At 66.0% G+C, this 22298-nt stretch carries 20 protein-coding genes; 10 read left to right on the top strand and 10 right to left on the bottom strand.

Annotated features, from left to right (window positions below; all coding sequences use genetic code 11):
• Positions 1–267: 267 nt before the first annotated feature.
• The 4 genes from N2604_RS33015 to N2604_RS33000 all read right to left on the bottom strand — a co-directional run bounded on the left by N2604_RS33015 (position 268) and on the right by N2604_RS33000 (position 7229).
• Complete coding sequence (locus tag N2604_RS33015) at positions 268–2331, bottom strand: hypothetical protein (RefSeq protein WP_260372146.1); 2064 nt, start codon at positions 2329–2331, stop codon at positions 268–270.
• 151 nt (positions 2332–2482) lie between these two features.
• Positions 2483–5293, bottom strand: a complete 2811-nt coding sequence (locus N2604_RS33010) for a DUF4159 domain-containing protein (RefSeq protein WP_260372145.1) — start codon at positions 5291–5293, stop codon at positions 2483–2485.
• Positions 5290–6231 (bottom strand): DUF58 domain-containing protein, encoded by a 942-nt coding sequence (locus N2604_RS33005; RefSeq protein WP_260372144.1) that lies wholly within the window; start codon positions 6229–6231, stop codon positions 5290–5292. Before N2604_RS33005 ends, N2604_RS33010 begins: the two co-directional genes overlap by 4 nt.
• A complete protein-coding gene (locus N2604_RS33000) occupies positions 6231–7229 on the bottom strand; it encodes a MoxR family ATPase (protein WP_260372143.1) in 999 nt (332 codons plus the stop codon). Before N2604_RS33000 ends, N2604_RS33005 begins: the two co-directional genes overlap by 1 nt.
• 263 nt (positions 7230–7492) lie before the next feature.
• Between N2604_RS33000 and N2604_RS32995 the strand changes: the two genes are divergently transcribed.
• From N2604_RS32995 to N2604_RS32975, 5 genes are all read left to right on the top strand, one after another.
• Positions 7493–8104: a DUF1285 domain-containing protein gene (locus N2604_RS32995; protein WP_260372142.1), complete on the top strand. Its 612-nt coding sequence runs from the start codon at positions 7493–7495 to the stop codon at positions 8102–8104.
• A 2-nt stretch (positions 8105–8106) separates the two neighbouring features.
• Positions 8107–8778 carry a CoA pyrophosphatase gene (locus N2604_RS32990; protein WP_260376360.1) on the top strand — a complete coding sequence of 224 codons (672 nt, stop codon included), beginning with the start codon at positions 8107–8109 and terminating at the stop codon, positions 8776–8778.
• Positions 8775–9038 (top strand): DUF6111 family protein, encoded by a 264-nt coding sequence (locus N2604_RS32985; protein WP_172785901.1) that lies wholly within the window; start codon positions 8775–8777, stop codon positions 9036–9038. The genes N2604_RS32990 and N2604_RS32985 overlap by 4 nt, the downstream gene beginning before the upstream one ends.
• Before the next feature lie 10 nt (positions 9039–9048).
• Entirely contained in the window at positions 9049–10305 is a 1257-nt protein-coding gene (locus tag N2604_RS32980; RefSeq protein WP_260372141.1) for a CCA tRNA nucleotidyltransferase, read from the top strand.
• A 165-nt stretch (positions 10306–10470) separates the two neighbouring features.
• Positions 10471–10824 (top strand): cupin domain-containing protein, encoded by a 354-nt coding sequence (locus tag N2604_RS32975; RefSeq protein ID WP_036024830.1) that lies wholly within the window; start codon positions 10471–10473, stop codon positions 10822–10824.
• Between the two features lie 63 nt (positions 10825–10887).
• On the opposite strand, the gene N2604_RS32970 is transcribed toward N2604_RS32975, so the two are convergent.
• Positions 10888–11097, bottom strand: coding sequence for a YodC family protein (locus N2604_RS32970; RefSeq protein WP_260372140.1), 210 nt, complete (start codon positions 11095–11097; stop codon positions 10888–10890).
• Positions 11098–11210: 113 nt separating this feature from the next.
• Complete coding sequence (locus N2604_RS32965) at positions 11211–12260, bottom strand: hypothetical protein (protein WP_260372139.1); 1050 nt, start codon at positions 12258–12260, stop codon at positions 11211–11213.
• 269 nt (positions 12261–12529) lie between these two features.
• Here N2604_RS32965 and N2604_RS32960 point away from each other — a divergent pair, with 269 nt between their 5' ends.
• The 4 genes from N2604_RS32960 to N2604_RS32945 all read left to right on the top strand — a co-directional run bounded on the left by N2604_RS32960 (position 12530) and on the right by N2604_RS32945 (position 18190).
• Positions 12530–12913, top strand: coding sequence for a hypothetical protein (locus tag N2604_RS32960; RefSeq protein WP_260372138.1), 384 nt, complete (start codon positions 12530–12532; stop codon positions 12911–12913).
• Positions 12914–12964: 51 nt separating this feature from the next.
• Positions 12965–14662 (top strand): efflux RND transporter periplasmic adaptor subunit, encoded by a 1698-nt coding sequence (locus tag N2604_RS32955; RefSeq protein WP_260372137.1) that lies wholly within the window; start codon positions 12965–12967, stop codon positions 14660–14662.
• A 6-nt stretch (positions 14663–14668) separates the two neighbouring features.
• On the top strand, positions 14669–17788 hold the full coding sequence (locus tag N2604_RS32950; RefSeq protein WP_260372136.1) for an efflux RND transporter permease subunit: 3120 nt from the start codon (positions 14669–14671) through the stop codon (positions 17786–17788).
• Between the two features lie 66 nt (positions 17789–17854).
• Entirely contained in the window at positions 17855–18190 is a 336-nt protein-coding gene (locus N2604_RS32945) for a hypothetical protein (protein ID WP_260372135.1), read from the top strand.
• Between the two features lie 494 nt (positions 18191–18684).
• Here the strand turns inward: N2604_RS32945 and N2604_RS32940 are convergent, their stop codons facing one another.
• Genes N2604_RS32940 through N2604_RS32925 form a run of 4 tightly spaced genes read right to left on the bottom strand, consistent with a single transcriptional unit; the run spans position 18685 to position 21441 of the window.
• Positions 18685–19428 carry an HAD family hydrolase gene (locus N2604_RS32940; RefSeq protein WP_260372134.1) on the bottom strand — a complete coding sequence of 248 codons (744 nt, stop codon included), beginning with the start codon at positions 19426–19428 and terminating at the stop codon, positions 18685–18687.
• The gene (gene hemF / locus N2604_RS32935; RefSeq protein WP_260372133.1) at positions 19425–20312 is read right to left on the bottom strand and encodes an oxygen-dependent coproporphyrinogen oxidase; all 888 of its coding nucleotides are present in this window, start codon (positions 20310–20312) and stop codon (positions 19425–19427) included. The genes N2604_RS32940 and hemF overlap by 4 nt, the downstream gene beginning before the upstream one ends.
• 19 nt (positions 20313–20331) lie before the next feature.
• Positions 20332–20964: a 7-carboxy-7-deazaguanine synthase gene (gene queE / locus N2604_RS32930; RefSeq protein ID WP_260372132.1), complete on the bottom strand. Its 633-nt coding sequence runs from the start codon at positions 20962–20964 to the stop codon at positions 20332–20334.
• A gap of 18 nt (positions 20965–20982) precedes the next feature.
• Positions 20983–21441, bottom strand: coding sequence for a tRNA (cytidine(34)-2'-O)-methyltransferase (locus N2604_RS32925; RefSeq protein WP_260372131.1), 459 nt, complete (start codon positions 21439–21441; stop codon positions 20983–20985).
• A 280-nt stretch (positions 21442–21721) separates the two neighbouring features.
• On the opposite strand from N2604_RS32925, the gene petA reads away from it, so the two are divergent.
• Positions 21722–22252 (top strand): ubiquinol-cytochrome c reductase iron-sulfur subunit, encoded by a 531-nt coding sequence (gene petA, locus N2604_RS32920; protein ID WP_260372130.1) that lies wholly within the window; start codon positions 21722–21724, stop codon positions 22250–22252.
• Positions 22253–22298: the final 46 nt, after the last annotated feature.

Below are 22298 nucleotides of genomic sequence, written 5' to 3'. Positions count from 1 at the left end.
CTCAATTCCCATTTGTAAAATCTAGCCGACAGGGACTGCGCAGATGCTGAGTGGCAACGGCACTTGCCCGTAGGCCTCAACATTCGGTCCGTATGACACCGGCGCAAAATTCTAGAGAATTCCCCGAATTCCGCAAGCTGGGGTGACCGGCAGCGAAGCGCACGAAGTTGGGCCGCGCAGTTGATCATCTCGACCGCGCGCACGACTAATGTTCATGAGATTGTCATCCGACGGCGGGCGGATTCAGAGAGCTTTCGTCAGCAGCTTTCAGCGCCCCTCGCGGACCCAAGTCGCCGCAAACGCGCCGAGCAGCAGCAACAGACCGACCAGGCCGGAGAAGATCGGCAGCACGCCGACGCCCTTGACCACGCTGGCATCGCGCATCCGCACGCCCATCCAGCCGTCGCCGTGGAACATGCCGACCGAGCGCACCGGCAGGATGCGCGGCAGCTCGACGCTCGAGCCGCTGGCCACACGCACGGCATCGCCGCCCGTCGCCTGTGTCAGCGGCTTCAACGTATCGACCGTGGAGGTGACTTCCGAAAACTCCTTCGGATTGGTCGGGCCGACATTGATCAGCGCCTTCAGCGTGCCGTCGGTGGCCTGCCACAGGCCGAGCTCGTTGGCCGGCAGGCTGGCGCGCCACTCGCCGGGATCGCCGGGCGAGAGCGTCAGATCCTGCGATACGCCCGACGGCGAGGTCACGCTGACGGGCTGGACGCTGTCCGCCATGGTCTGACGCACCACGACGAGGTCCTTGCCCTGCACCTGGAGGCGCAGCGCCTCTTCGTCGAGATCAGGCTGCTTCATCAGCCAGTGCGACATCCGCCGGAGCAGGTCGAGATGCGGACCGCCGCCCTCATAGCCGCGCGCCCACAGCCAGATGTGATCGGACAGCAAGAGCGCGACGCGGCCCTCGCCGAAGCGCGACAGGAACAGCAGCGGCTTGCCGTCGACGCCGGTCATGACGGGCGGGTTGACCGCATTGCGGGTATCGACGGTACGGAAGAACCGGCTCCAGCGCGGCGGCTCGCTGGCGGAGCCTTCGAGCCCGCGCGTGACGGGATGACGTTTGCCGATGTCGGACAGATGCGCATAGAACGGCTTCTCGGTGACGCCGACGGGTTCGGCCGGCAGCACCGAATCGAGCGGCGTGCGCCAGATGCTGCTGTTCGAGGCGTAGTCGGGGCCGGCCGAGACCAGCACTGCGCCGCCTGCGCGCACATAACGCGCCATGTTCTCGAAATAAGGGATCGGCAGCACGCCCTGGCGGGCATAGCGGTCGAAGATGATCAGCTGGAATTCGTTGATCTTCTGCTGGAACAGCTCGCGGGTCGGAAACGCGATCAGCGACAATTCGTTGATCGGCGTGCCGTCCTGCTTCTCCGGCGGGCGCAGAATGGTGAAATGCACGAGGTCGACGCTGGCGTCGGACTTGAGCAGATTGCGCCAGGTGCGCTCGCCCGAATGCGGCTCGCCCGAGACCAGGAGCACGCGCAGCTTGTCGCGCACGCCGTCGATGGCCACGACGGCGCGGTTGTTCACCGGCGTCAGTTCGCGCTCGAGCGGCGAGGCCTCGATCTCGACGATGTTCGGCCCGGCATGCTTGATATCGACGTCGACGCTCGCGGCCTGGCCGCTCGATAGCGTGCGCTCGTTGATGACCTCGCCGTCGCGGCGGACCGTGACCCTGGCGCGCTCGCCGGAAACGCCCTGGTCGTCGAGGCGGTAGGAAATGGTCTGGTTCTGCCCGACGATGCCGAAGCGCGGCGCCGCCGTGATCGCGATGCGGCGGTCGCGCTCGTCCTTCTGGCCGGTGACCAGCGCGTGCACCGGCGCCTGGAAGCCGAGCGCGGCGGTGTTCGCCGGAATATCGTGGACGCGGCCGTCGGTGATCAGGAACGCGCCGGCGACGCGGTCGACCGGGACGTCCGACAAGGCCGAGGCCAGCGCCCCGAACAGTTTCGTGCCGTCGGTCTCGCCGTCGGCCTGTCCGGCCTCGACGACGCGGACCTCAAGGCCCTTGATCTTCTTCAGGCTGTCGACCAGCGCTTCCTGCGCCTGCGCAGCTTCACGATTGCGGCTGCCGAAATTCTGGCTCGGGCTTTTGTCGACGACGATTGCGGCGACCGAGGTGAGGGGATCGCGGTCCTCGCGTGTGAAGGACGGGTTGGCGAGCGCCAGCAGGAACAGCGCCAGCGCCGCCACGCGCACCGCGGCGCCGCGCGCACGCGCCAGCAGCAGCACAAGCGCAATGACGACGATCGCGGCGAGCGCGAGCCACAGCACGATGGCGGGAACAAGCGGTGTGAACGCGATGCCGTAATTCATCAGACAGACCTATCAACGTCATTCCGGAGCGGTCCGCAGGACCGAATCCGGAATCTCGAGATTCCCCGGTGGGCATTGCGCACCTGCGGTCTGGTCCTTCGGACCATCCCGGAATGACGGAACGTGTGGATCGAGCTCGTCATGCGCGTCTCTATTGCCCCAGCCGTTCGATCAGCGCCGGAGCGTGCACCTGGTCGGCCTTGTAATTGCCGGTCAGCGTGTACATCACGATGTTGGCGCCGGCGCGGTAGGCAAATTCGCGCTGGCGGGGGTCGCCGCCGGTCACCGGCAGCATGGCCTGTCCGTCGGGCCGTACCGCCCAGGCGCCGGCCAGATCGTTCGAAGTGATGATGATCGGCGAGACGCCGTCGCCGCCGCGCGCCGGCCGCTGCGCGCTCTCATCGTCATCTTCGCGCGGCAAGGTCTCGACCCAAGTCTGGCCGGCGGTGAAGCGGCCGGGGAAGTCGCGCAGCAGGTAGAAGGTCTTGGTCAGCACGTGCTCGCGCGGCACCGGCTCGAGCTCGGGCACGTCGAGCGAGGACAGGATTTCGCGCAGCGTCTGCATGGCCGGGGTCTGCGCCGCGCCGTTCGCGCCGGGCGGTGCCTCGATCGCGTCGCGGGTGTCGAACAGCACGGTGCCGCCCTGCTTCATGTAGGCGTCGATCCTGTTGATGGCGTCCTGCGGCGGCTTCGGCGCGCCCGGCACGATCGGCCAGTAGATCAGCGGGAAGAAGGCGAGCTCGTCGCGCGCGGGATCGACGCCGACGGGATCGCCGGCCTCGAGCGCAGTGCGCTGGGCCAGGAACAGCGTCAGCCCGTTCATCCCCGCCTTGACGATGGAATCGACGTCGGCATTGCCTGTCACGACATAGGCGAGGCGGGTCTGCGACACCGCCTTCATCGCGAACTCGTCGGATACGCCGTCGGCGCGCGACGGCGTGGGCGAGAGCAAAGAGAATCCCGCGAGCAGGGCGAGCACGATCGTGGCGGGCGCAGCACGGCGCCTCAGCAGCGCGGCAAGCCCGCCGCCGAGCACCGCGACGATGATGGCGTCGATCAGGAACAGCGCGAGCGCCGTCGACAGCAGCCAGCCGCGCAGGTCGCGCGGCTCGGCATTGGTGTAGGTGGCGTGCCGGGCGCGCAGGCTCGCGGTGTTCAGTGCGGCGATGCGGTCGGCGCTGGCAAGCGTGTTCACGGCGAGCGGTCCTTCTGCCGGACCGTAGAAGCCGGGCGGATGGTCAGGAGTGGCGCGGTCGCGATAGTCCGCAGGCAGCGGCTTTGCCGTCGCGGGCGGCGGACCGAACGCGCCAAATCCGTCGAGGATGTGCAGCGGCGCCACCGTGTCAGTGGTCGCTTCGCTGGCAACGCCGGCACCGGGCTTCGCCGTGTAGCCGGACATGTCGACCACCCGCCGCAGCATTTCGACGAAGGTGCCCGACATCGGCAGATCCGACCAGCGCATGTCGGCGCTGACGTGGAACAGGCTGACGAGGCCCTTGCCGCGATGCTCGCCGGTGACGAGCGGCGTGCCGTCTTCCAGCGAGGCCCAGCTCTTGGTGGCGAGCACGGCGTCGGGCTCGGCCAGCACCTGGCGGCTCACGGTGACGTCCTTGGGGACCGCGACGCCGGCGAACGGACCATCGGCGGTGAAAGAGGCCAGATGCTGCGGCTTCTCCCAGGTCAGGCTGCCGCCGAGCGTGCGGCCGCCCTTGCGCAGCTTCACCGGCACGAGGTCGTCCTCCGCCTGTGCCAGCCGGGGCCCAGCGAACCGCACCAGCACGCCGCCCTGGTCCACCCAGGCATTGAGGCGTTCGCGCAGCTCGGGGGCGATGGTGCCGACATCGGCGAGGATGATCATCGGCAGCTTTTGGTCCAGAAACTGCGTGATGCCCTGCTGCGGCGAGCCCTTGTCGGCGAGCCTGACGTCGGCGAACGGCGCCAGTGCCCGGGTGAGATAGAAGGTCGGCGCCAGCAGCGGCTGCGCGGTCTCGCTGGTCGCGCCCGAGACGATGCCGATGGCACGGCGGCGCCAGCGCTTGTCGAGCAGCTGCACCGCGCCGGCGGAGCGTTCGCCGGAGATCTCGAGCCGCGTGATATCGTTGCGCAGCTCGACCGGCAGGTCGAACGCCGCTTCGGTTTCCTTGTCCTGCGGACCGAACGAATAGCGCGCTTCGCCGATCGGCGACGCCTTCTGGTCAAGCGCGCGCACCGTGCCGACCGCAATCCCGCTGTCGGTGCGCAGCACCTTCACCGTCATCTTCGCTGCGGCGTTCTCGGCGGCGACCAGGGCCAGCGGCGAGGAGGCGCCGCCTTCGAACACGGTCAGGGCGCGATCGCCGATGGTCTTGCCGAGGCCGGCCACGAAGTCCTCGCCGCGGCCGGTGTCGACGCCGTCGGACAGCCAGGCGATCTCGCAGTCGCCGGTGACCTTGAGGAAACGGTCGACCGCGGCCAGCGTCTCGACGCGGTCGACCGAATAGGGCTTTGGCGCGAGCTGCCGCAGCGCGACGCGGGCCGCCCCTGCCGGCATCAGCGTGATGTCGCGGTTCGGCTCGGACAGCGGCACCAGCGCGATGCCGCGGCCGTCATTGTCGGCATTGGCGATCAGCTCGTCCGCGGTCCTGATCCTGACGTCCCAGTGCGACGCGGCGCTCCAGCCGTCGTCGAACATGATCATCAGCGGCGCCTTGCTGCCGGCAAGGCCCGTTTGCGGATTCCAGATCGGGCCGGCGGCGGCGAAGATCACCAGCGCGGCGGCGAGCAGGCGGAGCGCGGTCAGCCACCACGGCGTCCGCGAGGGCGTCTCTTCGCGCGGCGTGATGTCGAACAACAGCCGCGTCGGCGGAAACTCGATGCGCCGCGGCCGCGGCGGCATCACGCGCAAGAGCCACCACAGCACGGGCAGGCTGACGAGGCCGATCAGGAGCAGCGGTTGCGTGAAGGCGAGCGGCAATCCCATCATGCGGCCGGCCCCCCCTTGATCGTCGTGGTACGTGCGCCCGACTTGCTCACCTGCATGCCCGCATGCAGGAACAGCAAGAGCTCGGCGGCCGAGCGGTCGGTGGCGTGCGTCGTGAACAGCCAGTCGAGCTTGCCCGTCTCGGCGCGGATCTGGTCGCGGTGCAGCGCGAGGCGCGCGGTGTAATCCTGCGCCCAGCTCTCGGCGCGGCCGGCGGTGATCACGCCAAAACCTTCCGGCTCGACGAACTCGACGCGGCCGGAATAGGGAAACGATTCCTCGGCGGGATCGACCACCTGCACCATGGTGCCGTGGGCGCCGGAGCCGGAGAGGCCGGCGAGCGTCGTCCTGATCTCGGAGACAGGCGACCAGAAATCCGACAGCACGATGATCTCGGCGAGCGCGGCCGGAACGAAGGACGGCGGCAGGCTGAGGCGGTCGGCATCGTCATGCAGCATCGCCTGCGCCATCTTGTCGATGACGCTGCGGCTGGCGGTCGGCGCCATCAGTCCGGGAATGCCGACGCGCTCGCCGCCGGCGACGAGCAGCTCGGCGAGCGCAAAGGCGACGATCAGCGTCCGCTCGAGCTTGGATTCGCGCGCGGTCTTCGAGGCGAATGCCATCGAGGGCGAGCGGTCCGGCCAGATCCAGACCGTGTGCGAGGCTTCCCATTCCAGCTCGCGGACGTAGAGATGGTCGTCGCGCGCCGAGCGGCGCCAGTCGACGTTCTGTGCCGGCTCGCCCGAGACGAAGCGGCGATACTGCCAGAAATTTTCGCCGGAGCCGGCGCGGCGCCTTCCATGCAGGCCGTGGATGACGTTGGCGGCGATGCGGCGGGCCTCGAGCACAAGGCGCGGTAACGAAGCGGCGAGCGTGCGGCTTTCGCCATCGGCACGTCGGATCGCCAGTATCTCCTTCGCTGCCCCGTTCTCTGCTGCCATCAACCGATCCGTGTCTTCAATTGCCGGATCACGTCCGGAATCGTGCGGCCTTCGGCACGCGCCTGGAACGTCAGCGCCATGCGGTGCTTCAGCACGGGCTCGGCAAGGTCGAGCACGTCGTCGATGGAGGGCGCCAGGCGCCCGTCGATCAGCGCACGCGCGCGCACCGCCAGCATCAGCGATTGGCTGGCGCGCGGGCCGGGGCCCCATGCAATGAACTTGCCGGCTTCGCCGGCGTCCGGACCCGGGCGGGCCGCGCGCACCAGCGACAGGATCGCCTCCACCACGGAATCGCCGACCGGCAGGCGCCGGATCAGGCGCTGCGCGGTGATCAGCGCATCGGGCGTCATCGCGCCCTTGGCCAGCGTCTCCTCTGCGCCCGTCGTCTCGAACAGGATGCGGCGCTCGGCATCGCGGTCGGGATAGTCGACGTCGATCTCCATCAGGAAGCGGTCGAGCTGCGCTTCCGGAAGCGGATAGGTGCCTTCCTGCTCCAATGGGTTCTGCGTCGCGAGCACGTGGAAGGGTTTCGGCAGATCATGACGCGCGCCGGCGACGGTGATGTGCTGCTCCTGCATCGCCTGCAACAGCGCCGATTGCGTGCGCGGGCTGGCGCGGTTGATCTCGTCGGCCATCAGGAGCTGCGCGAACACGGGACCGGCAATGAAGCGGAAGGCGCGCTTTCCCGCGGTGCTCTCGTCCAGCACTTCGGCGCCGAGAATGTCCGAGGGCATCAAATCGGGCGTGAACTGGATGCGCTTGGCGTCGAGACCGAGCGTGACGCCGAGCGTCTCGACCAGCTTGGTCTTGGCAAGGCCGGGCACGCCGATCAGGAGTGCATGGCCGCCGGAGAGGATGGTGACCAGCGTGTTCTCGATCACGCGATCCTGGCCGAAGATGACGGAGGCGATCGCGTCCTTGGCCGCGCGAACCTGGCTCGACACCTGCTCGGCCGAACGGACGATCCCGTCCTCGAGTTTCTCGACACTCTCCGCCATTCGCTTGCTCCTTCAGCCTGCCACGCGGCTTGCTTGCCTCGTCACTTTCCTGCGTCGGCGCGCCAGCACATGGGCCCTATGCTAGACTTGCAGGAAGACCATGTATTCGTTGAATTAACCTATCCCCACCTTATCGGCTTAAGGGTATGTAGGGCATCACGAAGTGGCGACCTGCACACCGGACTAATCCGGGGTGGAACCGAGCACCAATCGACAACGTAGACCTGCACCAATCGTGCCAAATCACAAAGTCAGGGCAAACCATGGCGAACCAAGGGCAGAGCGCCGATCGCGGTCTTGAAGGGCTGACTGCCGCCGCCAAAAGTGCTGCCGGTGCCGAAGGCGCCAAGAAGGGCCTGCCTCCGGTGCATCTGTGGAATCCGCCGTTTTGCGGCGATCTCGACATCCGAATCGCCTCCGATGGTACTTGGTTCTACATGGGGACGCCAATCGGGCGTCACGCCCTCGTCCGCCTGTTCTCGACCATCCTCAAGCGCGAGGGCGACAAGCATTTCCTGGTCACGCCGGTGGAGAAGGTCGGCATCCGCGTCGATGATGCGCCGTTCATGGCGGTCGAGATGCAGAAGGACGGCGAGGACAGCAATCGCGTGCTGCGCTTCCGCACCAATGTCGACGACTGGGTCACCTGCGATGCCGCGCACCGGCTGCGCTTCGAGCAGGCGGCGGACGGCGGGCTGACGCCCTATCTGCACGTTCGCGCCGATCTCTGGGCCAAGGTGACCCGTGCGCTCTACTACGATCTGGTTGACATGGGCGAGGAGCGGATGGTCGATGGCCAGCCGATGTTCGGTGTCGAGTCGGCCGGCGAATTCTTCGCCATGGCCGACGCGGAGCAGGTGAGGGCGGCGCTTTGAATCTGAACAACCCTATCCTGACCAACGAGCCGGTCGCGCTTGGCGCTGCGGATTTCTTCGCCCGCTCCAGGGCGAGGCTCGGCTTCGACGTGCCGCCGGGCCTCTATGATCCCAACATCATCCCCGCCTCGGGCGACCCCGGCACCGACAAGATGCTCGAGATCATCGCGCGCGAGCAGCCGGTGCGCCCGGCAGCGGTCCTGATCGCGGTGGTCGATCATCCCGAGCCGACCATCCTCCTGACCCAGCGCTCGGCACATCTGAACGACCATGCTGGCCAGATCGCGTTTCCCGGCGGCAAGATCGACGCGACCGATGCCTCGCCGCTGGATGCGGCGCTGCGCGAGGCCGAGGAGGAGGTCGGGCTGTCACGCGACTTTGTCGAGCCGCTCGGCTATCTCGATCTCTACGGCACCGCCTTCGGCTTCCGCATCCTGCCGACGGTCGCGAAGGTCAGGCCCGGCTTTTCCCTCAGCATCAACCATTCCGAGGTTGATGATGCGTTCGAGGTGCCGCTATCCTTCCTGATGAATCCGGTGAACCACCAGGTGCACAGCAAGGAATTCCGCGGCACGCCGCGATCCTATTACGCGATGCCGTTCGCGGAACGCTACATCTGGGGTGCGACGGCCGGAATGCTGCGTGTGCTGTATGAGCGGATCTATTCATCATGATCCGGACGGTTCTGACCGAGATCGGAATCTTCCTCATCCCGTTTGCCGTCTATGCGCTGTTCCTGGCCGCCACCCGCTCCGGCCTGTTCGCGCGCTCCTCCTGGCCGGTCGCGATCGTGGCGCGCCTTGCGCTGGCGGCGATCGTGCTGGTCATCGCCGGCCTGATCGGCCTCGCGCATTTCTCCGGCGCGCCGCCGGATTCGACCTACGTCCCCGCCCATATCGAGAACGGCAAGCTCGTGCCGGGCGTGGAAAAATAGGGGCCGATTGATGAGCGCAGAGCCTTTACTTGCCGATGCGCCCTGGCTGACCGCAGGCGGGACCGCGCGCGTCCTGGCGCTGCTCGGCACCGATGGCGAGGAGGCGCGGGTGGTCGGCGGCGCCGTGCGCAATGCACTGCTCGGTCTTGCGCCGGGCGACATCGACATCGCGACCACGGCGCTGCCGGACGAGGTGATACGGCGTGCCAAGGCTGCCGGCATCAAGAGCGTGCCGACCGGCATCGACCACGGCACCGTCACGCTGGTGATCGACGCCCACCCCTATGAAGTCACGACGCTGCGCGAGGACACCGAGACCTTCGGCCGCAAGGCCAAGGTCGCGTTCGGCCGCGACTGGGTGAAGGATGCCGAGCGGCGCGACTTCACCATGAACGGCCTGTCGGTCGATGCGCGCGGCGTCGTCTACGATTATGTCGGCGGCATCAACGACGCCAAAGCGCGGCGCGTGCGCTTCATCGGCGATCCCGACCAGCGCATCGCCGAGGATTATTTGCGCATCCTGCGCTTCTTCCGCATCCACGCCGCCTTCGGCGCCGGCGAGCCCGACCGCGACGGCTATCTCGCCTGCATCCGCCGACGCGCGGGCCTGGCGAACCTGTCAGCCGAGCGGGTGCGCATGGAGATGCTCAAGCTGCTGGTCGCCGCGGGTGCAGGCGCGGCCGTGCGGGCTATGGCCGAGGGCGGATTGCTGCAGGCATTGATTGGCGGCGTCGTCTATACGGGTCCCCTGGACACGATGATCGCGATCGAGCGCGAGCTTGGTCTCGCCGCCAGCAGCACGCGGCGCCTCGCCGCGCTCTCGGTCGCCGTCACCGAAGACGCCAAGCGCGTCGCGGCGCGCCTGCGGCTCTCCAATGCCGAGGTCAAGGCGCTGGATTCGATGGGACACCGCTGGTGGCGCTTCGCCACCAAGGACGACGCCAATGCACGGCGGTTGCTGTACCGGCTCGGGCCCGAGCGCTATCACGATCGCGTATTGCTGGGCTGGGCACGCGCCGCCGCTGATGTGCATTCGCCGCGCTGGCGCGCGCTCGCCGAGCTGCCGCAGCGCTGGACCGCGCCGAAATTTCCGCTGAAGGCCGCCGACTTCATCGCCCGCGGTCTGGCCGAAGGACCCGCGCTCGGCCACGTGTTGACGCTCGCCGAGGACGCTTGGCTCGCGGCGGATTTTCCATTAGAGGAAGCGGCACTCGCCGCCATCGCCGATCAGGCTGTCGCCCGCGTCAAGCGCGACCAGAAAGATTGACCATCGTGGTTTCGCAAGGGATCTACCCATCCTACGCTCGGGTCGCGTAGATCCACATTCCGCCGCTTCGCAGTCTCGTGTTCCCAAACTTGGGCGTGCTATCCCTTCCAGGAGGGTAGCCCGTCACCATATGCGGGCTGGGAGTCTTCACCTCTAGGAAACGCGATGAAAGCACCCGCAAATCTCGCCGAGAAGCTCGCAACGTTCACCGATCGCTTCTCCCCGCGCACGGTGGCGACCTATAACGACAACGACATCATGGTGGCCAAGCTCGAGGGGCCATTTCATTGGCACAAGCACGAGGACACGGACGACTTCTTTCTCGTGCTCAGCGGGACGCTCGACATCGAGCTGCGGGACCGCACGGTCACGCTCAACCCCGGCGAGGTCTTTGTCGTGCCGAAGGGCGTTGAGCACCGACCGGTGGCGCGTGGGGAAGTGCACATCCTCTTGATTGAACCGACGGGGACGCCGAATTCCGGCGACAAAGCCACGGCAGCGCCTCGTATCCTCGTCTGATCAACCCGCGCCCGTCATCAGGGGAAGAGCTCGGCTCTCGCGGGAATGCAGTCCGAGAAGTGCCTACTCCTCGTCATCATCTTCGTCTTCGTCATCATCTTCCTCGTCCTCTTCTTCCACCTGCACGAGCACGGCGAGCGGCAGCGTCTCGCGGAACAGGTCGCCTTCCATGCCCATCCACAGGCACAGCGCCTCGTTGTCCTTCACCTCCGCGACGGTCAGCGGCTGACCGCCGGATTTCAGCATCACGACATCGCCGGCCTTCAGATCCATGGATTGTCTCCTTTCGGGTTGATCGACAGGGCCGACGCTAACAGGCCGTCATGACAGGCCGATCACGCCGGCTGCCGGTGCCGAAAAAGTCCGCCGCTCTATCGCGGTACGGCTCAGCTGCGCTCGCTCGTGACCGGCTGGTTCGGCAGGCACTCATTGCTGAAATAGCCGATGGCATCGCGTGCGAACGGAACATGGCAGAAGAAGCCGGTGGGACGGTATCGCACCCTGATGCGGTCCAGCTGCGCCATGGTCAGCGTCATGAACGCGTCCAGCCGGCGGGCCTGAAGCTGCAGCCTGTGCTCGTTGCTGTCGCGCGGCTTCTCGAGCTTGCGATCATTGGGGCCGTCGTTGCCGGGGGCCGGAGCTTGCAACGCATTCGGCCCGCCGCGGAGCACCTCGAAGCAATGATGCATCACCAGGACGTGGTGCTTGGCGCTCCACCAGTTGATGGTCACGACCTTCTGCAACGCATCGATCTCGCCATCCGCCCGCCTGGCACAAAGGTTGACGTAGGACTTGAGCCCATTGGCCGTCGGGTCGTTGCACAATTCGTCGCTTGGGCGTCCGGGATCGGCGCCATTGAAGATCGCGCCTCTGAACTGGGGGAGATTGGCTTCGGAATCGCAATCGAAATTATACTTGATGAGCAGCGTTGCCGTCAGGGGATCCTGGTCGAGCGTGTGCTCGGCGGCCGGATCGCGCCCGAGATCGCTGGGCCAGTCGATGTAGATCTCCGCCTTGCGCGCGAAGATGGCGCCGTTCCGCCGCAGCGACGTGCGCGCCTTCCAATAGTCCGAGAGCGAGTCGAATGTCTTGGAATCCACCGGGATGAAAGCGGGGGTTGCCTGCGCCTTCAGCGAGCCGAACTGCTCGCGCAGCATGGTCTCCTGCTGGATCTGCACGTCGGCGAAGGCATCCGAGATCTCGAGGAAGGTGTCGGTCGCCTTCTGCATGTCCGCCTTGGCCTGCTCGCCGACCTTCTGCTCATAGGAATTCAGATACTGGAAATATCCGCCCAGGAAGCCGGTCAGCAGGGTCACGGCCGTCAGTCCCTTGGTGACCGAGAGACGGCTGTCCCAGGATTGAATTCTCTGCCAAAGACCCGCCGCCTTCACCGGGGATCGCGTGCGCGCTGCCTGCTTCGGAAGGTCCTGCTCCATTGTCGCCTCCAACTCACCACGCCCCGTGACACAAGGCTACCGCAATCCCGGATTGCGGCTTGTGAAGCATTTCACTTCAAGTGAGGCAGGCGGGCTGTCGGATGTCGGGCGGCGGCGGCTTGGCGAGCGAGCGGGGAAGGGCGTCTGGGGCACCTCCGACGCGATGCGCCTGCTCGGAACGTCGCCTTGAATTCGCAGTCGGCATGACCTAGTTTTTCGACGTGCTGCACGGTGTTCCCCAACATCTTCGTCAACTCGCCAGAACGGCCATGTTCGTGGCGATATCCGCGTTTGTGCTTCAGGTGGCCCTGATTTCGGTGTCGCAGGTGAGGGCGGCTGTCGGTGCCATGCCGATGCCGTCCGTCACGCTCAGTGGTTCCCTGCATTTCCACGATCAGCTGGCAGGCCACGTGCATTCCCACGCCGGCGACGACGCCGAAGGCCACGTCCATGACGGGCCGGATCACGACGACGACGGCGTTCCGGGCGTGGCCTGGGACATGTTTGGCACCTCGATCGCCTCAGCGCAGGTCATGCACCTGCTCAGTTCCTTCGAAGTGCTCGGCGCCATGGACCTGCCGCTCGCGCGGGCCATTGTCGGGGTACGCCCCGAGGGACTCGTCCGCCCACCAAGTACCTTCAGCATCGCGTAGTCCCGGCGGCGCTTCGGCCGCCGCCTTTTCGCACGTCTGAAGGATCTTTCGATGTTCATGAATCAGCGCTGCCCGAAAGGGCGGCTCGCAGCTCTTGGACTGGCCGGCGCTGTCTGGTTGGCGAGTTTGTTCTTTGTCTGGGGGGCCTTTGCCCATGAAGGGCACGATCACGGCAACGCCGAGAAGACGGCGGTCGTGTCCTCAGCCTATCCGAGGATTGCCGCGCGCTCCGAGCTCTACGAAGTCGTCGGCATCCTGAAAGACGGTAAGCTGTCCGTCTTCATCGATGATGCGGTGACGAACGAGCCGGTTTCGGACGCCGCCTTGCAAGTCACGATCGGCGATTCCGCCCCGATCGAGGCGTCAAGCCGGGAGAACGGCATCTACACCGCCCCGATTCCGAACGGTACACCGTCCGGATCGGTCGAGGTGATCTTCTCGATCAGCGCCGGCAGGGGAAATGACCTGCTGGTCGACTCGTTCATACCGCGTGCAGAGGCCCGGCCCGCGGAGCAGAAGCACGCGCCCGGCTGGCTTCTCCCGAACCGAGCGGCCATCGCCGCCTCCGCGCTCGCCGCCTTGGGATTCGGCCTTCTCTTCGCCTATTTGAAGCGGCGTGGCCGCTTCATGGCCGCCTCAATGTCCGCCGTGGTGGCAGGGGCCTTCGTCATTCTCGCCGCCATCATGTTCGGCGAGGGCCGGACGAATGCAACGCAACCAAATCCGCCGGATATTCCCGCACTGAGCGATGCCCCGCGGCGCCTGCAAGACGGCAGCGTCTTCGCGGCCAAGCCGACGCAGCGTCTGCTTGATGTGCGCACCGCTGCAGCCGAGCCGCAGACGATTCATCCCGCCGTCACCCTGATCGGCCGTGTCATGGCCGACCCCAACCGCAGCAGCATCGTGCAGAGCATCTACGGCGGCCGCGTGGTTCCGGGCGATGACGGCATACCCCGCATCGGGCAAACCGTCCGCAAGGGCGATCTGCTCATTCGGATCGAGCCGCATCTGCCAATCGCCGATCGCACGACGATCCTCGAGAAGGTCGGCGAGATCGAACAGCTGATGGCAGTCACGGAAAACAAGCTGCGGCGTCTCCGGCCGCTGGCCGAACGCGGCGCGGTGCCGCAAGGGCAAGTCAACGACCTCGAAAGCGAATTGGAGGGCCTGCGGGCGCGCCGCGAAACCGTTCGCAACTCCCGCACCGGGTTCGAGGAGCTGCGGGCATCGACCGACGGCATCATCACCTCGGCCAAGGTCGCGCCGGGCCAGGTCATACAGCCGCAAGACGTCCTGTTTCAGATCGCGGACCCCCGCAGCCTTTGGGTCGAGGCGCTCGCCTATGACGAAATAGGCTTGAAGCAGCCTGAAGCCGCAACGGCAATGGCCCCGAACGGGCAGCAGATTGCGCTGAGCTTCGTCGGAACGAGCCGGGCCCTGCGCCAGCATGCGTCCGTGGTTCAGTTCGCCATTCCGGAGCCACCGGCAGGTCTCAACATCGGTCAGCCGTTGAATGTGATGATCCAGGCCGGAGCGCCCGTGTCTGGCCTGGTCGTGCCGCGCAATGCCGTCGTTCGAAGCGGCAACGGTGAGAATATCGTCTGGCTGCACACCGAGCCCGAGCGCTTCGAGCCGAAGCCGGTTCGCGTGGTGCCGGTGGACGCAGCCCGCGTCATTGTGGCCGCCGGTGTCAACGAAGGCGAGCATATCGTCGTTCGCGGCACCGACCTCATCAACCAGATCCGGTAGCCGACCATGTTCAAGCTCATCGTCCAGACCAGCTTGCGCAATCGCCTGTTCGTGCTGGCGGTCGCCGCCGCCCTGGTCGGCTACGGCCTGTTCGTCCTGCCGAGCGTTTCGGTCGACGTCCTGCCGGACATCAACCGCCCGACCGTCAACATCTTGACCGAGGCAGAGGGATTGGCACCCCAGGAAGTCGAGCAGCTCGTGACGTTCCCGATCGAGACGTCGATGAACGGCATGCCGGGCGTCATCCGGGTACGCTCGGTCTCGGGCGTTGGTCTGTCGGTCGTCTATGTCGAGTTCGATTGGGGCGTCGACGTCTACCGCGCCCGGCAATTCGTCTCGGAGCGGCTGGCGCTGATCCGCGAGCAATTGCCGTCTGCGGCCAATCCCCAGATGGGCCCGGTGACCTCGATCATGGGCGAGATCATGCTGATCGCGCTGACGAGCGATGGCACGGCTTCACCCATGGACGTGCGCGAGATCGCGGACTTCGTCGTCCGGCCGCAACTCCTCGCCATTCCCGGCGTCGCCCAGGTGATACCCATCGGCGGCGAGGTCCGCCAATACCGCGTGACACCGAACGTCGCCACCATGCAGGCGCTCGGCGTCACGCATGATCAGATCGAGCAGGCGGTCGCCAGGTTCGGCACCAACAGCGGCGGCGGCTTCGTTGACCAGCATGGCCGCGAATATCTGATCCGCAATGTCGGTCTCACCAGGCGTATCGAGGACCTCCGCAACACCGTCGTCGTCAGCCGCGGAGAGCAGCCGATCCTGCTGAAGCAGGTTGCCGCGGTGGATTTTGCCGCGCGGACCAAGCGCGGCGACGCCGGATATAACGGCAAGCCCGCCGTCATCGTCAGCGTCATGAAGCAGCCGGCTGCGGATACTGTGGCATTGACGCGCAATGTCGAGTCCACGCTGCGCGACCTGCAACGCACCATGCGCGGGGGCATCAACGTCACCAACGTGCAGTTCCGGCAGGCCACCTTCATCGAGACCTCCATCGGCAATGTCGAGCGCGTCCTGGCCGAGGCCGCGATCGTCGTCGCAATGGTCCTGTTCGTCTTCCTGATGAACGGTCGCGCCGCGTTCGTGTCGCTGACGGCCATTCCGATATCGATCTTGGTGACGGTCCTGGTGTTTCGCGCCTTCGGCCTCACGATCAACACCATGACGCTGGGCGGCCTCGCCATCGCGATCGGCGAGCTGGTCGACGATGCCGTGGTGGACGTCGAAAACATCCTGCGGCGCCTGCGGGAGAACGCTGCGTCGAGCACGCCGCGTCCTGTCCTCGACGTGATCTCCGGCGCGAGCCAGGAGGTTCGTTCCAGTATCGTCTATGCAACGATGATCATCGTTCTCGTCTTCGTGCCGCTGTTCGCCCTTCCGGGAATCGAAGGGCGGCTGTTCACGCCGCTTGGCGTGGCCTATGTGGTCTCGATCCTCGCTTCGCTGCTGACCTCGATCACGGTGACGCCGGTGCTGTCCTACTATCTGCTTTCGGGACGAGCTCATTCAGGTGACCGCGAGAGCTTTGTCGTCACGAAGCTGAAGCAGGCCAATCGGCGGGTGCTCGGCTGGGCCTTCGAGCGGCAGGGCCTGGTGCTGGTCTTCGTCGCCGCCGCGGTCGCGGTGGCGGGCTATGCCGCGAGCCAGATGCCCCGCAGCTTTCTTCCTCCCTTCAACGAGGGGACGCTGGTCCTGTCGCTGCAGTACAATCCCGGCATTTCGCTCGCGGAGTCCAACCGTCTTGGACTATTGGCGGAGCAGCTGCTCGCAAAGGTGCCCGAGGTGAAATCGGTCGGACGCCGCACCGGCCGCGCCGAGCTCGATGAGCACGCCGAAGGCGTGCACTACAGCGAGATCGATGTCGACCTCACGCCGTCCAAGCGCCAGAAGGCGGACATCTATGCGAGCATCCGGGAGGCCCTGTCCGCGCTGCCGGCGTCGGTGGCCATCGGACAGCCGATCAGCCATCGCCTCGATCATCTCCAGTCGGGTATTCGTGCCCAGATCGTGCTCAAGATCTTCGGGCAGGACATCGAGATGTTGCGGCGGCTGTCCGAAACGGTGCGCCAGCGTCTATCGACGATCCCGGGTCTGGTCGATCTCCAGGTCGAGAAGCAGGTGCTGATTCCGCAAGTGCGGGTTCAAATCGATCATGCCCGCGCCGCGCTTCACGGCCTGACGCCGGCTGCGGTCACCCAGGCACTTGACGCGCTGTCCAATGGCCGAAAAGTCTCCCAGATCGTCGACGGCAATCGCCGTTTCGATGTCGTGATGCGCCTGTCGGAGCAAGACCGTTCGACGACGGGACTGCAAAATTTGCTCATCCCGACCGGCTCGGAGTTCGTCCCGCTGGGCGCTTTGGCCGAAGTCGCCGAAACAGACGGGCCGAACCAGATTCAGCGGGAGGGGACCCAGCGCAGGATCGTCGTTTACGGCAACGGGGACGGACGCCGCGACATCGCCGATATCGCTGCCGACATTCAGAAGTCGGTTCGCGAACTCGATTTTCCGCAGGGCTACACGACCAGCCTCGAAGGCGCGTTCCAGGCCCAGCAGGAGGCGTCCTGGCGCATCGGCATTCTGTCGCTGGCCTCGATGGCGATGATCTTCGTCGTCCTCTACAGCCGCTACCGGTCGACCGCACTGGTGCTGATCATCATGGGAGGTATTCCGCTCGCCCTGATCGGCAGCGTCGCCGCGCTAGAGATCTCCGGGCAGCCCTTGTCGGTGGCCTCGATGATCGGCTTCATCACCCTGGCCGGCATCTCGGCGCGCAACGGGATCTTGAAGATCTCGCACTACATCAATCTCGCCATCCACGAAGGCGAGCATTTCGGGGCCGGGCTGGTCATTCGCGGCAGCATGGAGCGCCTCAGTCCGGTACTGATGACGGCGCTTTGCGCAGGACTAGCGCTCACGCCACTCTTGATCGGCGCGGACGAGCCGGGCCGGGAAATCCTGCACCCGGTGGCCGTGACGATCTTCGGCGGCCTGCTCAGCGCCACGGTCCTCGACACAATCGTGACCCCGATTCTGTTTCTGATGTTCGGCCAGCAGCCGCTGCAGCGGCTGGTGGCCGGACACGCCGCAACGTTCACCCCCGCGGAAGCCTATTGATGCACGCGGAAAACCACCGAGGAGCCCACAATGAGAACATATATCGGCCTCGCCATGACGGCGGTGATGATCGCGACGCTGGATGTTGCCGCGGCGCAGACGAAAGGCAGCAACGGCGGCCCCGTCGTCAAATCGCAGGGGCATCCGATCGAATTTGTCAGCAAGGGGACGGACATCGTTTTTTACGTCGGGGACGACGATGGATCGCCGCTTTCGACGAAGGAGATGCGCGGACGCGCAACGATTCAGGATGGCGGCAAGACGGTCACCGTTCCGCTTGCGCCGGCCAATCCCAACATGATGACGGGAAAGCTGCAGGCCGAGCTTTCGCCGAAAGCGATCGTGGTGTTCTCCGGCAGCTTGCACGGTCATTCGCTGACCGCGAGATACGCTGCGCAATGATTGGCGCGTGAGGGGCGAGCCGGGCGGCGGCGGCGGAAGGGATCGTGTTCTGTGCCTATCAGGGGCAGGGCAATCGCATATGGCGACGTCTCCCCTGTGGCCATCCTTCGAGACGCCCGCCTCCGACGGGCCCTCAGGATGAGGGCGGAGTATGTGAGCTGTTTTGGCAGGCGCCGGTGCCGCTCAGCCTCATCCTGAGGGACCGCGAAAGCGGTCGTCTCGAAGGACGAGGCGCGCGCTCAGGTCTTTCAGAAAAGCCATATGCGATTGCCCTGCCTATCGGGCGGGGCTGCTCCTCCGCCTCCGCCCGCGACCGTGGGCGGCCGGGACGGCCGCTTGCAAGCGCACCGCCGGCTGGGATCGGGAGGATGCCATAGTACCCCTATTTTGCCCGACGGATCAAATTCGTTTCGTAAAATCCGTAAGCTGTTGATTTCGCAGCAACGTCCTACTGTGCATGGGGTTGTTTTTCGAGTTTTGTTTTGGCCGGCTGGTTACGGCCGCTCCGGCACCAACTCCGTCAACGAGCGGATGATGCGGTCGGGCTTGACACTCGAGCCCTCGGGCAGGCCCTCGCCATGCACGTCCATCCAGATCGCGTAGATGCCGAGGCGCTGCGGCGTCACGACTTCCCATTCCAGATTGTCGCCGATCATCCAGGTATCCCCGGCGGTGACGCCGAGCGCCTGCATCGCGTGCAGATAGGCGCGCTCCTCGGGCTTGCCGAAGCCGTGCTCGCCTTCGATCTGGATGTGGTCGAAGCGATGCGCCAGCTCGAAGCGTTCGACCTTGGCGCGCTGCATGTCGGCGGCCCCGTTGGTGACCAGCGCGAGCTTGATGCCGAGCGCCTTGAACTGGTCGATCGCCTCATGCGCGCCGGGAAAGACGAACATCTCCTCCTCGCGATAGGCGGTGAAGCGGTCGGCGAGGCGGATGGCGAGGTCGTCGGGCAGGGCGCGGTGGCCGGCGGCCGCGAGCGCGGCGAAACCGCCCTTCACCGTCAGGTGCCGCGCCTCGGCGAGCTTCATCCGCCACGCCGCTTCCGCGTTGGCCCAGAAGTTTCGCGCGAAGGCCAGCACCGCGGTTGCGACCATCGGCGGCGGCAGCGGGGCGAGTTCTTCGGCGAATTCGGCCGTGATCGTGTTCCAGGCGATCTCGGGCCTTCCATAGGCCGACAGGATGGTGTCGTCCATGTCGATCAGCATGGCGCGGGGCAGCGGCGGCAGCACGGCGTTCATGGCCACTTCACCTCCGGCGGCAGCGACGACAGGATCGAGTCCACATTGCCGCCGGTCTTCAGTCCGAAAATGGTGCCGCGGTCGTAGAGCAGGTTGAACTCGACGTAGCGGCCGCGGCGGATCAATTGCTCCTCGCGGTCCGCGGGCGTCCAGGCGCTCGCGAAATTGCGCCGCACGATCTCGGGATAGATCTTCAGGAAGGCGCGGCCGACATCCTGGGTGAAGGCGAGGTCGGCATCCCAATCGCCGCTGTCGTGCCAGTCGTAGAAGATGCCGCCGATGCCGCGCGCCTCTTTCCGGTGCGGCAGGTAGAAATACTCGTCGCACCATGTCTTGTACTTGTCGTAATCGGCAACGCCGCTCGGCTGCTTGCAGGCCTCTCTCATGGCGGCGTGGAAGGCGATGCTGTCGGCATCGTCCTGCGTCCGCCGTCGCTCCAGCACCGGCGTCAGGTCGGCGCCGCCGCCGAACCAGGCCTTCGTGGTGACGACGAAGCGCGTATTCATGTGCACGGCGGGAACGTTGGGATTGCGCATGTGCGCGATCAGCGAGATGCCGGAGGCCCAGAATTTTGGATCCTCCGCGGCGCCGGGGATCTGCGCCCGAAATTCGGGTGCGAACTCGCCGTGCACCGTCGAGCAGTGCACGCCGACCTTCTCGAACAGCCGGCCATGCATCATCGACATCGCGCCGCCGCCGCCGGCCGCGCCGGTATGGTCGGTGCGCCGCCAAAGCGTGCGCTTGAAGCGGCCGGCCTCGCCCGGATAGAGACTTTGCGGCGCGTCGTCCTCGAGCCGCTCGAAGCTCACGCAGATCTCGTCGCGCAAGCGCTCGAACCAGGCGCGGGCGCGGGACTTGCGGTCTTCGATCGTCGTAACGTCCATGTTCATTCCCGGTCGCGTCCTATCTGATGCCGAGCGATTTGTGCGTCTGCACGCTCAGCCGCCATTGCGGATGGCGCAGGCAATAGTCGATCGCGCGCGCGGTGTTCTCGATGACCTCGGGCCCGTCCATCGGCTGCAGCGAGAAGCGCTCGAAGGCGAGATCCTCAAATGCGTCGGGCATCGCCAGCGCCTGGGGATAGACCAGCTTCAGCTCGTGGCCCTGGCGCACGACCAGCTCGCTGCCGCCCTTGGGGCTGACGCAGATCCAGTCGAGCCCTTCGGGCGCTGCGATCGTGCCGTTGGTCTCGACGCCGATCTCGAAGCCTCTCGCGTGCAGCGCGTTGATCAGCGCAGCGTCGACCTGCAGCAGCGGCTCGCCGCCGGTCAGAACCACGTAGCGGTTGGCGGCAGCCCCTGTCCATTGCGCAACGATGGTGTCGGCGAGTTCCGCGGCCGAGCCGTAGCGCCCGCCGAGCGTGCCGTCGGTGCCGACGAAATCGGTGTCGCAGAACTTGCAAGTTGCCTCGCTGCGGTCGGCCTCCCGGCCGCTCCAGAGGTTGCAGCCGGCAAAGCGGCAGAACACCGACGCGCGCCCGGCATGGGCGCCTTCGCCTTGCAGGGTCAGGAAGATTTCCTTGACCGCGTAACTCAAGCCTCTCTCCTCAACCTGTCAAACTTGCGGGTTCCGGATCTGCCGCAGCGCCTCGCCGGCGGCCATGGCCACGCTCATGGCCACATTGAGCGACCGCAGCCCCGCCTTGATCGGGATCACCAGGCGCGCATCGGCGGCCTCGACCACCGCATCGGTGACGCCGGCGCTCTCGCGCCCGAATAGCAGGATGTCCGAGCTCTGGTAATGAAAATCGCGGTAGTCGGTGGCGGCCTTCGTCGTGAACACCAGCAGCCGGTGGCCCTGGCCTGCGCGCCAGTCCTCGAATGTCGCCCAGGAGACGTGGCGGGTCAGCCTGACATGGTCGAGGTAATCCATTCCCGCCCGGCGGAACAGGCGGTCCGAGACCGGGAAGCCCGCAGGTTCGATGATATGGGCGCCCATGCCCAGGCAGGCACAGAGGCGAAGAATCGTGCCGGTGTTCTGGGGGATGTCAGGCTGGAAAAGCGCGATCTGCATGGGCGGCGGCGAGTTGGCTTGCGGGCGCAAAATGTCTCAATAAAACATCGCCCGTCGGGGAATTCGTGCATTGCACGCTCCCACGCCGTTAGCGGGCTTGCGCTCGCCCGGCAAGGGTGCCAATAGAACGATTCTGGACTGCTGTTTTCCCCGTTTTGGGCGTGAGCAAGCAAAGTTCTGCCGCCGCGGGGGGCCGCGGGCGCCGGCAGCCTTTCCGGGGACCTCATGGGCGCCCCCCGGAGCGGTTCCACCGGTCGCATAAGAAGAAAGGGTTGGAATCGTGACGACAGCGTCTTCGGCGGACCATCCGACACGCCGTGATTTCTTATTCGTTGCAACAGGGGCAGCTGCAGCAGTAGGGGGCGCGGCTGCGCTCTGGCCTTTCATCTCGCAAATGAATCCTGATGCCTCGACCATCGCCGCCGGTGCGCCGATCGAGGTCGATCTCAGCCCGATCGCGGAAGGCCAGGACATCAAGGTGTTCTGGCGCGGCAAGCCGATCTACATCAGCCATCGCACCAAGAAGCAGATCGATGAGGCGCGCGCCGTCAACGTGGCGAGCCTGCCCGATCCGCAGTCCGACGAGGCCCGCGTCAAGTCCGGCCACGACCAGTGGCTGGTCGTGATCGGCATCTGCACCCATCTTGGCTGCATCCCGATCGCTCATGAGGGCAATTACGACGGGTTCTTCTGCCCCTGTCATGGGTCGCAGTACGATACGTCCGGCCGCATCCGCCAGGGCCCTGCGCCCTCGAACCTGCCGGTGCCGCCGTACCAGTTCGTTTCCGACACCAAAATCCAGATCGGCTGAGCCTCGGACTTTCGTCCGAAGCTTCGCGCCGTCTCGTCGTACTATT

Origin of the sequence: Bradyrhizobium sp. CB1015, from assembly GCF_025200925.1 — a bacterium.
GTDB lineage: Bacteria > Pseudomonadota > Alphaproteobacteria > Rhizobiales > Xanthobacteraceae > Bradyrhizobium.
The sequence above is the reverse complement of the archived record's forward strand: the minus strand, read 5'-3'. Positions and strand labels throughout refer to the sequence as shown.